Source organism: Alcaligenes sp. SJTW-7 (assembly GCF_047716895.1).
GTDB lineage: Bacteria > Pseudomonadota > Gammaproteobacteria > Burkholderiales > Burkholderiaceae_B > Alcaligenes > Alcaligenes ammonioxydans.
In genome coordinates this window covers 3,522,876-3,536,329 of the sequence record NZ_CP136682.1, presented here as the reverse complement: position 1 = coordinate 3,536,329, position 13,454 = coordinate 3,522,876, and the positions used below count along the sequence as shown (strand labels likewise).

Genomic DNA, 13,454 nt, shown 5'->3' with positions numbered 1-13,454 from the left:
TTTTTCTTAAGATGTTGCAATCTGCATCATTCACAATCCTATATAAGCAATCCTATATAAGCGTTTGCGCTATGGGATTCCAGCTGGAGTAAGTATGAGCGTACATACCACGCAGGTTCGCGTTAGCGTTCCCACTTTGATCGCCTGCAAGGGCAAACAAAAAATTGCTGCCTTGACTGCGTACATCGCGCCCGTTGCACGGATGCTGGACGAGCACCTGGACATGATTCTGGTGGGTGACTCGACCGCCATGGTGGGCTATGCGATGCCTGACACCTTAAGCATTACGGTCGATATGATGGCTGCCCATGCAGCGGCAGTGGTGCGCGCGACGCAGCATGCTTGCATTGTCGTGGATATGCCGTTTGGCAGCTATCAGGAATCACCCCAGCAGGCTTTTGCCAATGCCTCGCGCATGCTGGCGGCCAGCGGTGCGCAGGCGGTCAAGCTCGAAGGTGGGCATGTCATGGCGGAAACCACCCGTTTCCTGGTGGAGCGGGGTGTTCCGGTGCTGGCGCACGTCGGCCTGATGCCTCAGTACGTCAATACCATGGGCGGCTATAAGGCGCAGGGGATGACCGATGCCGCTGCACAGCGTGTTCTGGAAGATGCGGTCGCCCACGCCCAGGCCGGAGCCTGGGGAGTCGTGCTGGAAGGTGTGGCGGAAAGTTTGGGTCGCCGCATTACGGAAAGCATTGCGATTCCCACCATCGGCATTGGCGCCTCGCCCGCCTGCGATGGACAAGTGCTGGTGACTGAGGACATTCTGGGCCTGACCAATGGCAAGATTCCCAAGTTCGCCAAACCGTATGCGGATGTGGGGGCCTTGATCTCGCAAGCGGCCGCCCAATACGCGGCCGAAGTGCGGGATGGGACTTTCCCTACGCTCGATCAATGTTTCGGTGTTAAACGCTAGTCCGGCCAACTATTCCGCACTAGAATATTCCATGTTGATAAATGCGGCATTCACATAGAACGACATGGAAATTCGCCAATTAGAAGCTTTTGCAGCTGTGATGTCCGCAGGCAGTGTGACTGCTGCCGGTCGACTGTTGGATCGCTCACAGCCTGTAGTCAGCCGTCAGATCCAGGAGCTGGAGCAGGAGTTGGGCTTCCGGCTCTTTACCCGTACCCGCCCGCAGGTCACCCTGACGGAACAGGGACGGGAGTTTTATCTGGAAGCCCGGCCTGTGCTGATGAACCTGGAAGTGCTGCAAAGCCGTGCGCTGGAAATCGCCCGCGGGGGACTGCGGCCCCTGCGTATCGTGGCCACTCATGCCATGGCGATGGGTTTGTTGCCTCAGGTCTTGGGCATCATGGAGCAGCACGATCCGGCCTTCAAGCAAAAGCTGATGATTGATACCGTCAAGCCGGAGGAAGTTGTTCAAGCCATCGACGAAGGGCGGGCCGATCTGGCCGTGACCAGCCTGCCTTTGGATATTGATGGCTGTACCCTGCATTGGTCAGGGCAAAGCCCCTGTTTGCTGGGCATGGCGGTGAACCATGCATTGGCCAGTCAAGACCTGGTCCGGCTCAGCGATATTCAGGGCACTCCCCTGATTTCCGTTCAGAATCGTCATCGCTTACGCCATACCCTGGCGACCGCTTTGTTGCGTGCCAGTCCGGAGGCTCCCGAAGATATTCGTCATATTGAGGTGGCGTCCTCGCTGGAAGGACTGGTGTTGGCCAGCCAAGGGGTGGGAGTGTCCCTGATTGATCCGTTCACTGCGCATGGCCTGCCTCTGCCCAACGTCGTGCTGCGCCCGATTGATATTCACGTGCCCTACATGGTTGGTGTGGTGTCTTTGCGGTCGCGGGAGTTGCGCCCCGATGCACAGCGCCTGGTTGAAGCCATGCGGCAATATGTGCTGCAGTTCATCCCGCGTTTTGTGCTGGGGGACGATACGGGCCTGCCAAGCACGCAGGACCCCTTTGATTCACTGTAATCAGCTGCGTAGCGCGGGCAGGCAGATCCGCCTGCTGCGCGTCCGGCTGCCATGGCATTAGCAAGCCATCGCGTACGACAACGCTTTCAGCTTCATGCCCAGACCGACCTTAGCCTTCACCCAACGCTGGCGTTGTAGTGAAGGGCGTGCGGCGAAACTGGCGATGTAGCGCGTCGGCGGCGGCCGTGTCTGCCCCGTGTTCCCTTATGTGCTTCCGGTAGAGGTGACTGGCAGCGATGCAAAAAGCGCGTGTGTTGCTGCGCCCAAGCGGGTGTCGGGACGAGCCTGGTCAAAAATGACATCGAAGTGATTGCGTCCTGGCATTTCGATGGGCGGCAGATATTGGGCGCCCTGTGCTTTCAGCAAGTCAGCAAACGCTTGGCTCTGGCGCTTGAACTCCGAGGTTTCGATTTCTCCCCAGCCGATGAGGGTGGGTGGAAAACCTGTCAGATCAAGCAACTGGGGGCTGACCGCCCGTGCGCTTGCCGCGTCCAGGGACAGTGCATCATTGATGCTGGTGCCTATCAAGGGTTGAAGGTCGTAAATGCCAGACACCAACACGGCCGCTGCCGGCGTTCCCAAAGGCAAATCAGCATCATCCTCCCACCCACGCAGACAGCACATGGCTGCCAGATGCGCGCCGGCAGAACTGCCGGAAACGACCATGCGTTGCGGGTCAAAGCCCAGTTTGTTGCCATGTTGATGCAGCCAGCGCAGTGCCTTGCGGCATTCCAGCACCATGTCATGGACGCAGGCTTGTGGTGCCAAGGTGTAATCAAGGGCGGCAAAGGCGATGCCAGCTGCCGTGCAGTCTGGGGCCGAGAACAAGGAGGATGCTTTGGAAAGCTCCTGCCAGTAGCCGCCATGTATAAATAGCAGCAGGGGCGGGAGCGATTCCGAGTGCGTGCCCGCAGGCAGAAAGAGGTCGAGCTTATGCGCAGCAGCGTCGCCATAAGCGAGCTCGACATGGTGGGCACTGCCGACCAGAGCGGCTTTGCTCAGTGTGGCGTACTGCTCAATGTACGGCGCATAGTTGCCACCGATACAAGAGCTGGGCGAGTATTCACGCTCGCGATCTTGCGGCGAAAAAACGGGGTTGGGTATCTGTGTCACAGCGCAGTCCGCACAGTCCAGATTTCGGGGAACAACACGACATCCAGCATTTTGCGCAGGTAGCTGACCCCTCCCGTCCCACCTGTGCCGCGCTTGAAGCCGATAACGCGTTCAACCGTGGTGACATGACGGAAACGCCAAAGCCGGAAGGCGTCTTCAATGTCGGTCAGTTTCTCACCGAGCTGGTACAGATCCCAATGCGCATGAGGGTCACGGTAAACCTGTAACCAGGCGGCTTCCACTTCCGCATTGGCCAGGTAGGGCTGGGTCCAGTCGCGGTCCAGGTAGTTGGCGGGGATAGCAAAGCCCTGACGGGCCAATAGTCGCAATGACTCGTCATAAAGCGAGGGGGCGCGATAGGCAGCATCCACCTGGCGGAGCAGATCCGGCCGGTGTGCATGCGGTTTGAGCATGGCGGCGTTCTTGTTGCCCAGGGCAAACTCAATGCAGCGATACTGCGCGCTTTGAAAGCCGCTGGAGCTGGCCAGATAGGGCCGCATGGCGGTGTACTCCGGCGGGGTCATGGTCGAGAGCACGGTCCAGGCGCTAACCAACTGCTCCATGATGCGCGAGACACGTGCCAGCATCTTGAAGCTGTCGGCATAGCGGTCGGCAGCGACCGCTGCGGTAGCGGCGTTCAGTTCGTGCAGCATCAGTTTCATCCAGAGCTCGCTGGTCTGATGCTGAATGATGAACAGCATTTCATCGTGGGCGGGCGAGAGCGGGTGCTGGGCGCCGAGCACCTCATCCAGATGCAGGTAGTCGCCGTAGCTCATGGACTGGCTGAAATCCAACTGCGCTTTTTCTTCCGCAACAATGCGTTCTGTCTCGCCGACTCCCTTGTCAGCCGATGCGTTGGAGGCATTCATGTGTTCTGTTCCCGGTATGTTAATAATGACCCGAGCGACAGTGTGATCAAGTCGCCTGAGTCGGCAGAAAACCAAAGTCGCGTTGCGCGCCAGGGGGAGTGGGCCCCGCATCATGCCCGAAAGTCTCCATGAGCGGCAGGATGCGCTTACCCGAACAAGCGGGCTTAGGGGCAGAGACGCAAAGTGTCTGTGGTTTCATTATTTCATCCCACTTAGATTTATGCGTTGATCTTATTTATTTAAGAGGGTTGCGCCAAGCGGTTTTTTATACAAGCATAATTTTTTCAGTAAAAATTAAAAAACAGGTTTTTTTATGCATATAGAACTGGATGAGGTGGACTACCTTTTGTTGGCCGAGCTGCAGGCAAACGCCAGGCTTACCACGAGCGAGCTGGCGCAAAAGGTGGGGATATCCCAATCGCCTTGCTGGCGTCGGATTCGGCGCATGGAAGAGGCGGGACTTATTGCCGGCTATCAGGCGCGGCTGGACCGTCGTGGCCTGGGTTACGGGGTGGTGGCGTTTGTCAGTATCAGTGTCGACTTTCAGAACGAAGCGCGTTCGGTGCAGTTTGTGGAGGCGGTACGCGACATACCGGAGGTGGTGATGTGCCATGGCATTGCCGGACCGGCTGACTTTTTGCTCATGGTGGTGGCCAAAGACCTGGATAGCTACTCGGAGCTGCTGCAGCGCAAGCTGCATCGCCTGCCTGGGGTTCGGCAGGCGCAGACCAGCTTTTCCCTGCAGGAATTCAAAGGACTTAACGAGCTGCCGATTCCGTTATTGACGCGCCCCTCGGTCTGAGGCAAGTACCCCCCTTATCGAGGCAAGCCTGTCTGCCCATTTTGCTTGTTCTGCCTGCTTGGGCGATGCGCCTCTGGCCGGATGCCGCATTTCCAGGCATATACTTGATGCTTAAACAATTAACTTGAATAGGGCGTGAAAGCTCGACCTTACGTGGGAGGCAGCCTGCATCATGCGGCTCAATGTTCAGGATTTTCAGCTAGCGGCCCGGCGCCGTCTGCCCGGTTTTGTGTATGACTATGTTGCCGGCGGGGCAGAGGATGAGCTGTGTCTGGCTCGTAATCAAGCGGATTTGCAGACGATGACCTTATCGCCGCGCAGTTTGCGGGACACATCGGCCATCTCGACCAGCATAGAGGTTTTTGGACGGCGGTGGTCGGCTCCTTTTGGGGTGGCGCCGGTGGGCCTGATTGATGTGGTGCGTCCTGGCGGGGACGTGCTGGCAGCGCGCGCCGCTGGCAAGGCAGGCTTGCCCTACATTTTGTCTACGGCCTCCAACAGCGCCCTGGAACACGTGCGAGAGGCTTGTGACGGGCCGTGCTGGATGCAGTTATATGTCATGCAAGACAGGGGGATGGCCAATTCCATTTTGGATCGTGCTCGTCAAGCTGGTTTTGAGGCGCTGGTGTTGACGGTAGACGTGCCGGTCGGTGGGTACCGGGAGAAAGATATACGTCATGGCTTTAAGCTACCTTTTCGCCCCGGTCCCCGTTTACTGCTGGATATGGCTTTGCAGCCACGTTGGTTGTGGCGGCAGGCATTAGCCGGACAGCCCCAGTTCGTCAATCTGATGCCGACGGAAGGGGCCAGCTCCGCCCAGGCGCAGGCAGCCCTGTTGGCTAGAAGCATGGACCGCAGCCTGGTGTGGAGCGACGTAGCGTGGCTGCGCTCCAAATGGGATGGCCCTGTACTGGTCAAAGGCGTGCTACATCCAGAAGACGCGCGTCAGGCGCTGCGTCATGGTGTGGATGGCTTGATTGTCTCCAATCACGGTGGCCGCCAATTGGACTGTGCGCCATCCACAATCAGTGTGCTCCCGCAGATCATGGCGATCGTCAACTCGCAGATCCCGGTGTTCATCGACAGTGGTTTCCGGCGGGGTTCGGATGTTGCCAAAGCGCTTGCCTGCGGTGCGACGGGCGCTTTTTTTGGCCGAGCGATTGCCTACGGCTTGGCCCAAAATGGTGAGCAAGGGGTTGCGACCGTGCTCAGCCTGCTGACTCAGGAGCTGGAGCGAACCATGACATTGCTGGGAGCGGGGTGTCCCGCGGATCTGGCCGAGTGTCTGGTCCCGACGGCAGAGTAAGGCAGGATAGGGCGGCATACAGGAATCACTGCCGATTCACCTCGAGAAGTTTGTTTTCCTGGCGAAAGTTGGTCACCACAGTCAGGTCTTGTTTGCGGAAGATCTCCTGCCCAAGCAGCCAGAGAATACCGAGCATGCCCCCTGATAAGCCCCCCAGAATGACAATTAGCGCACGCATAGGCTTGTCACGCTTTAAGGGAAGGGTAGGGGGACGTTGAGTGAAATATAAAAGGCTGTTGACTTTATAGTGTCGCAGCGGTTCAAGTTGCTCAAGCTCCCGCTTGATCTCAAAGTAATTAGGCGGGTAAATAATAGGTGATCTGGCCCAGGTCTCAAGTTCAGCGCTCAGGTACTTTTCACCGAGCATGAATAGGCGTTTGCTATCGCTAAGCTCAATGACGGTGGCCCCTTCCGTCTGTCTGGCAACGATATAGTCCTTGATGCCGGCAAGTTTGGCTGTATGCAGGGCGGCCTCCAGATTTTCAATGCTGTGCTGGCGGTCCGTCATCAGCTTGAATTCAATGTTGTGAAGATCCGTTTGTCGAGACAGTATCTGGGCATTGAGCTGGTCGTTGAATTCTTTATCGACTTGTTCAAATGCCAGTGCGTTTACCCAGTCCAGATAGCCGTTCAGCACTTCCTGGGCCTGCTCTGCGCTGGTCGCACTAAAGGAGAACCTGTAATAGGGCGCAATGACATCATGCTCAGGGGCCTTGATCTTGAGCTGATCTACCAGTTCCAGCAGTAAGAGGCGGTCGGCTCTCTGGTCGCCTGTCAGCTGTTGTTTGTAGTAATCGGTCTCACTCAGGTAGGCCCATTGGTTTCTGGAAATGGCAGCTTGTGTGACAAATGCACTAAATAGCAAGGAGCTCAGTGCATGCGTGTCAATGGTCTGGTTGCCTGTCACTCGCGCCATGGCGCGACGTTGGTCCAGGTAAGCGCTGATTTGTTCTACGCGTGGTGCGCTGACGTACGCCACGGATGTCCATTGTTCTTTGGCAACAAGGGCATAAATGGTGGCTAGTACGACACCGGCGAAGAAGAAACGCAGAAATAGGGCGCGCTTTTCCCAAAACCTTCGAAGAAGCTGTACCAGATCTAGCTGGCCGTTATGTTGAGTGCTGCGTGCGTGGAGTTCTGACATTAGAAAGCAATCCTGGACTGTTTAACATTAGAAGCATTCACTGCTTTAAATTTATATAAAGGCGAACCTAATGAGGACCTATGGATGAACTTGCTATCAATAGCAGCAGGTTTTATTAGGGGTACAAACAGATGAAAAGAATGTTATTCCTATAGAGCGTGCTGCATGCTGCCTGAAATAGCCGGTCCCCTTTTCCTAAGCAAAAATAGCGGGGCTGGGTGTGGGTCAAGCCTGGCATTTTTTTGCTTGTGAGTTTTGATGGGGATTCTTAAGTAGCTGATAGTAAAGGTTTAAAACGTAGCGGTTTGAATGTCGAGACAGCAGAACAAGTAGGGCTTAAGAGCAGCAAGATGAGCTCTGTGTACTGAATCGAGAAAAGCATTGCTGGGATGAGGACGTAAGAAACTTTCACTAAGATTCCCAGAGGTTATTTTGAGATCTGTGAATTAATCAATAAGGACGCTATTTTTGCGTGATTGAATAATAACTCACCGTGCAAAAAAGTTGCATAAAACATTGAGTTTGTCAATTGCCTTATTATGCGGTGGCTAATAAATAAAAATGATTTAAAAGTAAAAACTGCGCATGGTTTTTATTGGTTTAATTATTGATATAAGAAATTATTAATAAATGATAAATCATTAATCATAAGTAAAAACTTAATAATAAAAATGAGTGATAAATGTCAGCTATAGACATATATCCAAATTGAAGGCGCTGCAGTAATGAAATGGTATGGCGGACTGGGCTCGTGGCCAGGCCCAACAGACGCCCTATGAGGGCGTCGGCCTCTTTTCTTCTGGTGACTGCAGGGTGGGGGCGAGCTGAGTGGTGTCGCTTCGAGAGACAGGCTGATGGTGCCCGTAAACTATGATTGCTGTTGCTGTTGCTGGGCTGCTTGCCAGGCGGCGAGCCACGCCCTGCCTGGAAGTGCCGACCTAACCATCGGGGCCAGGTACTCTGGTCAGGCGCTTTGTCTGCCCGTCAGAACCAACAGCAGGCAAGAAGTAGGCAGAAAAACAGCATAAAAAAAGGGCCACCATTTCTGGTGACCCTTTTTATGCGGTAAACCGCTGATATTCGTGGTGCCGGCTAAAGGAGTTGAACCCTCGACCTTCGCATTACAAGTGCGCTGCTCTACCAACTGAGCTAAGCCGGCGAATTGATGATTATAGCCGTATTTTTTCCAAAGAAGCAATCACCAGGCACAGATTGCTAGGAGCCGAAGTGTGAAAACGGGGTGCATAGATAGGTTCTGGTTATAAGGGCATGATGAAAATGTCGTTTTAAATGCCTTTTTCCCTACTCATAATTTGATCTATCCAAGCTGTGCTTATATAGATAGCACGCGATTGAACATGAATGCCGCGCCTGGAAGGTTGCGTCAGGAAACTGTGGGGAACACCATGAAATTGAAGTCTGTCGTTGGCTCTGCCTTGTTGTTGGCCTCGTTGCTGGGAGGTACAGCCAGTGCCCAGGTGACGTTGTTGAACGCCTCGTTTGACGTGGCGCGCGAAACCTTTGTGGCGATCAACCCCAAGTTTGTCGAGCACTGGAAAGCGACTACAGGCCAAGACATCAAGATTGACCAGTCGTTTGCCGGCACCTCCCGTCAGGCCCAAGACATTATTCAAGGCAAGAAAGTTGATACCGTCACCTTTAACCAGGTAACCGATATTGAGTTCCTGGCCGAGCGCGGCGCAGTAGCCAAGGATTGGGCCCAGCAGTTCCCCAACAACAGCTCCCCTTACTACAGCACCATCGCCTTTTTGGTGCGCAAGGGCAATCCCAAGAACATTCAGTCTTGGGATGATCTGGTGCGCGATGATGTGAAACTGGTATTCCCTAACCCCAAGACCTCGGGCAATGCACGCTATACCTATCTGGCTTCCTGGCTGTATGCCAACGAGGCGTTCGGTGGCGATGAGGCCAAGATCAAGCAGTTCGTGGCCAAGGTGTTGGGCAATGTAGAGAGTTTTCCCACTGGCGGTCGGGGTGCGACTGTGGCTTTCGCCCAGAACGGCCAGGGCGATGTGCTGCTGACTTTTGAGTCCGAAGTGCTCAACATTGCTGGCAGCGAAGAGTTCAAGGGCAGCGAGCTGGAAGTGGTGGTGCCTCCTGTCAGTGTTCTGGCCGAGTTTCCCGTGGCGGTGGTTGATCGGGTAGTGGATCAGAAAGGCACGCGCAAGGAAGCGACCGAGTACCTGAAGTTTCAGTACACCCCCGAAATTCAGCGCTTGCTGGCCGGCTTTAACTATCGGGTGACGGACCCGGCGGTTGCCAAGGAATTCGAATCTAAATATGCGCCCGTCAAGCTGATCAATCCCACCGACGTTCTGGGCCCCTGGACTGAGATTCAAAGCCGTCACTTTGCCGCTAACGGGGTATTGGATCAGTTGCTGGCGAAATAATTCATGAGCCGTACTCTTGTGGGCGAAGCGCAGGCTTCCGGGGTGAAGACTGCGCTAAAGCCCCTCTTTTTTTTGCATCGCCCCATTATGCCGGGTTTTGGGCTGAGCTTTGGCTTTAGCGTCCTGTACCTGTCCATTATCGTGCTTTTGCCTTTGTCGGCCCTGTTCATGTACGTCAGCGACATGAGCCTGGCCGATTATTGGCGCGCAATCACTGACAAGCGCGTTGTCAGCAGTTACCAGGTCACGGTCAGTGCCGCCTTTTATTCCACCGTGATCGCCAGTGTGGTGGGCTTTATCATCGCCTGGATCATTACGCGCTTTGAGTTTCCAGGGCGTCGGCTGATCGACGCCTTGGTGGATTTGCCCTTTGCGCTGCCGACGTCTGTGGCTGGCTTGACCCTGGCAACCCTGTTTGTGCCGGGCGGCTGGTTTGGCCAGTTCCTGCCGGAGGGCTGGAAGGTCGCTTATCAATACCCCGGTATTGTTCTGGCCATGACTTTTACCAGTTTGCCCTTTGTGGTGCGCATTGTGCAGCCTGTCATTGAGGAACTGGGTGCGGAGTACGAGGAAGTCGCCCATACACTGGGTGCGAGCGGGTGGCAGACCTTTAGCAAAGTCGTGTTTCCGCCTTTGATTCCTGCCTTGGTGACGGGAGCCTCGCAAGCTTTTATCCGTAGCCTGGGAGAGTTTGGCGCCGTCATTATGATTGCGGGTAATATTCCTTTCAAAACCGAAGTTTCATCTTTGATGATTTTTGTGCGCTTGCAAGAGTTCAATTACCCGGCGGCAGCGGCGATTGCCTCGGTGATCTTGATCGCTTCCCTGCTGCTGCTGTTTAGCCTGCAGCTGGTGCAGAATCGCCTGTTAGGCTGGCAGCGGAGGGCGTCATGAGAAAACCACCTAAGAGCCTGGCAGACCGCTTGATCCTGACGGTGGGCATCGGGCTGGTGCTCGGCCTGCTTGTTGTTCCCTTGGTGCTGATTTTCTCCAAAGCGCTGGGTGATGGCTTGCCCGCTTTGTGGAGCAATCTGCAAGAGGACTATATGCTCCACGCCATCGGGCTGACCTTGTTCGTGGCGGTGCTGACGGTACCGCTGAACATGGTGTTTGGCATCTTGCTGGCCTGGTGTCTGACGCACTACCAGTTTCGTGGCCGTCGCTTGTTAAGTACCCTGGTGGACCTGCCTTATGCGGTTTCCCCGGTGGTAGCAGGTTTGTGTTACCTCGTGGTCTATGGGGTAGAGTCGTCGCTGGGGCAGTGGTTAAGCGCACGGGATATTCAGTTGATGTTTGCCTGGCCCGGGATCTTGATGGTGACCATCTTCGTGACGACCCCGTATGTCGCCCGTATTCTGATCCCTGTCATGCAGGCTCAAGGTTCGGATGCACAGGCGGCCGCCTTAAGTCTGGGGGCCAATGGTTGGCAAATCTTCTGGCACGTTACCTTGCCGGATATCAAATGGGCGCTGCTGTACGGCGTCGTGCTGACCAATGCGCGAGCTATTGGCGAATTTGGTGCGGTATCTGTTGTGTCGGGCACCATCATGAACCAGACCTTGACCCTTTCCTTGCTGGTCGATCAGCTCAACAATGATAACAAGGCGGCTGCGGCCTTTACCGCGGCTGCACTGCTGGCGGTATTCGCTATTGTGTCAGTGATGCTCAAGAGCCTTCTGGAGTGGCGTGTGGCCGCTGGACGCCGTCGTAATCAGGCTGAGGCGGTGCAGCAAGGCTAAGGGGCGAGCGTGGCGGTCGTAGCGTCTAACCGGACGTAGTGCCAAAAACATAGAGCCCCATGCGGGGCTCTATGTTTTTCTGCGTCGACCTCGCCTTACTTGACGATCTTGAGGTGCGAAACCTTGTCAGCGTCTTTTTTGGCAGTGGGTGCTTCTGTTGTCGTTTCAGGAGCGACAGCAGTTGGTGCGTCGCCTTGTGGGTAGGGCTCGGACTCCATGACTTCAAAACCCATGCCGGCACCGGTTTCACGTGCGTAAATGGCCGAGACGGCGGCTACAGGCACGAATATGTCTTCCGTCACGCCGCCAAAGCGTGCCTGAAATTCAATGTACTCGTTGCCCAGAATCAGGCCGTTGGTGGCCAGATGGCCAATATTCAGGGTGATTTGACCATCCTGAATATGGCCTCGCGGGACGACGGTATTAGCATCCACCGTCACCACGATATGAGGAGTGTACCCGTGGTCTGAACACCATTCGTGCAGCGCGCGCAACAGGTAAGGCTTGGTCGAGGTTTCTTGCATAATCGATTAGCGACGCATGACTTTTTCGGAGGGAGTCAGTGCTTCAATGTAGGCCGGACGCGAGAACACGCGTTCGGCATACTTTTGCACCGGAGCAGCGCTCTTGGGCAGTTCAATGCCGTAGTGGTCCAGACGCCAGAGCAAAGGAGCGATCGCCACGTCCAGCATGGAGAACTCTTCACCCAGCATGTACTTGTTCTTGAGCAAGATGGGCGCCAGTTGGGACAGGTGATTGCGGATTTGCTGACGGGCCTGTTCCTGGGCCTTGGCATCGGCATTGCGACGATCCTCCAGAGCCGCCACATGCACAAACAGTTCCTTTTCAAAGTTGTACAGGAACAAGCGTGTGCGGGCACGCATGGTGGGATCTGCGGGCATTAGCTGTGGATGGGGGAAGCGCTCATCAATGTATTCATTGATGATGTTCGATTCGTACAAGATCAGGTCACGTTCTACCAGGATTGGCACCTGTCCGTAGGGGTTCATGACGGCGATATCTTCAGGCTTGTTGTACAAGTCGATGTCGCGGATCTCGAAATCCATGCCTTTTTCAAACAACACGAAACGGCAGCGCTGTGAGAATGGGCAAGTTGTTCCAGAGTAGAGCACCATCATGGTAGGAGATTCCAGTCGTAGAAATAAAAACAAGAGCCTCACGGCTCAGGATTCAAAACCCTGCAAGGGGTTTTAACAATAAAGAGCCGGGCAGACTAGTCAAGCCTGCCCGTCTAGCATAGCGTTTTACTTGATGTCTTTCCAGAAAACGCTGTTCAGTCGCCATGCAACGGCAAAGAACAAGAGCAGGAACAGCATCACGCCCACACCGATCTTTTTGCGCTCCAGTTGCACAGGTTCGGCCATCCAGTCCATAAAGTTGGCCAGGTCAGCCACATCGCTGTCGTATTTGGCAGCGGCCTTGGCGTTAACGGGCTCAAGCTTGACGGTGTCAGTCGCGTGGCCCGTGTAGTCGGCCAACACTTCTTTCTTGACGTTGGAGAAGCCGGCAGGATCGTAGGTGGCGGTGGTCTTGACCCATTCCTTGCTGCCGTCATCCTTGGCTTCCTGAGCCACGGTAGTGCGGTTCATGGTTACCCCACCCTGGCGCTCCCACAGTGCGTGAGGCATCCCCACGCTTGGGAAAACCAGGTTGTCCCAGCCTGTTGGGCGCGAGACGTCACGGTAGAATGTGCGCAAGTAGGTGTAGATGTAGTCTGCGCCGCTGGGGCCCAGGTTGGTGGACTTGGCACGGGCAATCACGGACAGGTCTGGTGGGGCTGCGCCAAACCATTTCTTGCCCATTTCAGGGGTCATGGCGATCTTCATCAGATCACCCACCTTGTCCGAGGAGAACAGCAGGTTCTTTTTGATGTCCTCTTCAGTCAGGCCGATCTCTGTCAGCTTGTTGTAGCGCATGGAGTTGGCGCTATGACAGTTCAGACAGTAGTTCACAAACAGTTTTGCGCCATTTTGCAAGGCCGCCATGTCATTCATGCGGTCGGGCGCGCGCTCCAGGGCATAGCCACCTCCGGCGGCACCAGCCACCGTGCAGGTAAGGGACAAGGCCAGAGCGCCAAGCAGTTTTTTAATCATGGTCATTCCG

At 55.3% G+C, this 13,454-nt stretch carries 13 protein-coding genes and 1 tRNA gene; 7 read left to right on the top strand and 7 right to left on the bottom strand.

Annotated features, from left to right (window positions below):
- Positions 1–94: 94 nt before the first annotated feature.
- Both panB and RSQ48_RS16035 read left to right on the top strand, forming a co-directional pair.
- On the top strand, positions 95–916 hold the full coding sequence (gene panB / locus RSQ48_RS16040; RefSeq protein ID WP_003805671.1) for a 3-methyl-2-oxobutanoate hydroxymethyltransferase: 822 nt from the start codon (positions 95–97) through the stop codon (positions 914–916).
- A gap of 64 nt (positions 917–980) precedes the next feature.
- On the top strand, positions 981–1,946 hold the full coding sequence (locus tag RSQ48_RS16035; RefSeq protein ID WP_003805673.1) for a LysR family transcriptional regulator: 966 nt from the start codon (positions 981–983) through the stop codon (positions 1,944–1,946).
- Between the two features lie 204 nt (positions 1,947–2,150).
- Here RSQ48_RS16035 and RSQ48_RS16030 read toward each other — a convergent pair whose 3' ends face one another.
- Both RSQ48_RS16030 and kynA read right to left on the bottom strand, forming a co-directional pair.
- A complete protein-coding gene (locus RSQ48_RS16030) occupies positions 2,151–3,059 on the bottom strand; it encodes an alpha/beta hydrolase (protein ID WP_415301983.1) in 909 nt (302 codons plus the stop codon).
- Positions 3,056–3,928 carry a tryptophan 2,3-dioxygenase gene (gene kynA / locus RSQ48_RS16025; protein WP_003805677.1) on the bottom strand — a complete coding sequence of 291 codons (873 nt, stop codon included), beginning with the start codon at positions 3,926–3,928 and terminating at the stop codon, positions 3,056–3,058. Before kynA ends, RSQ48_RS16030 begins: the two co-directional genes overlap by 4 nt.
- Positions 3,929–4,241: 313 nt before the next feature.
- On the opposite strand from kynA, the gene RSQ48_RS16020 reads away from it, so the two are divergent.
- The gene (locus RSQ48_RS16020; RefSeq protein ID WP_003805681.1) at positions 4,242–4,730 is read left to right on the top strand and encodes an Lrp/AsnC family transcriptional regulator; all 489 of its coding nucleotides are present in this window, start codon (positions 4,242–4,244) and stop codon (positions 4,728–4,730) included.
- Between the two features lie 172 nt (positions 4,731–4,902).
- Positions 4,903–6,036, top strand: coding sequence for an alpha-hydroxy acid oxidase (locus RSQ48_RS16015; RefSeq protein WP_003805383.1), 1,134 nt, complete (start codon positions 4,903–4,905; stop codon positions 6,034–6,036).
- A 25-nt stretch (positions 6,037–6,061) separates the two neighbouring features.
- On the opposite strand, the gene RSQ48_RS16010 is transcribed toward RSQ48_RS16015, so the two are convergent.
- The gene (locus RSQ48_RS16010) at positions 6,062–7,180 is read right to left on the bottom strand and encodes an LPS O-antigen chain length determinant protein WzzB (RefSeq protein WP_059318127.1); all 1,119 of its coding nucleotides are present in this window, start codon (positions 7,178–7,180) and stop codon (positions 6,062–6,064) included.
- A 1,083-nt stretch (positions 7,181–8,263) separates the two neighbouring features.
- A tRNA-Thr gene (locus tag RSQ48_RS16005) sits at positions 8,264–8,339 on the bottom strand.
- 247 nt (positions 8,340–8,586) lie between these two features.
- Here RSQ48_RS16005 and cysP point away from each other — a divergent pair.
- The 3 genes from cysP to cysW are packed head-to-tail and all read left to right on the top strand — an operon-like array spanning position 8,587 to position 11,330.
- A complete protein-coding gene (gene cysP, locus RSQ48_RS16000) occupies positions 8,587–9,591 on the top strand; it encodes a thiosulfate ABC transporter substrate-binding protein CysP (protein WP_003805385.1) in 1,005 nt (334 codons plus the stop codon).
- Between the two features lie 3 nt (positions 9,592–9,594).
- Positions 9,595–10,485, top strand: coding sequence for a sulfate ABC transporter permease subunit CysT (gene cysT, locus RSQ48_RS15995; RefSeq protein WP_415301982.1), 891 nt, complete (start codon positions 9,595–9,597; stop codon positions 10,483–10,485).
- Positions 10,482–11,330 carry a sulfate ABC transporter permease subunit CysW gene (gene cysW, locus RSQ48_RS15990; protein WP_003805389.1) on the top strand — a complete coding sequence of 283 codons (849 nt, stop codon included), beginning with the start codon at positions 10,482–10,484 and terminating at the stop codon, positions 11,328–11,330. Before cysT ends, cysW begins: the two co-directional genes overlap by 4 nt.
- Positions 11,331–11,425: 95 nt before the next feature.
- Here the strand turns inward: cysW and RSQ48_RS15985 are convergent, their stop codons facing one another.
- From RSQ48_RS15985 to RSQ48_RS15975, 3 genes are all read right to left on the bottom strand, one after another.
- Entirely contained in the window at positions 11,426–11,854 is a 429-nt protein-coding gene (locus RSQ48_RS15985; RefSeq protein WP_003805390.1) for a ClpXP protease specificity-enhancing factor, read from the bottom strand.
- Between the two features lie 6 nt (positions 11,855–11,860).
- The gene (locus RSQ48_RS15980; RefSeq protein WP_003805391.1) at positions 11,861–12,469 is read right to left on the bottom strand and encodes a glutathione S-transferase N-terminal domain-containing protein; all 609 of its coding nucleotides are present in this window, start codon (positions 12,467–12,469) and stop codon (positions 11,861–11,863) included.
- Positions 12,470–12,595: 126 nt separating this feature from the next.
- Entirely contained in the window at positions 12,596–13,450 is an 855-nt protein-coding gene (locus tag RSQ48_RS15975) for a cytochrome c1 (protein WP_131071043.1), read from the bottom strand.
- Positions 13,451–13,454 lie beyond the last annotated feature (4 nt).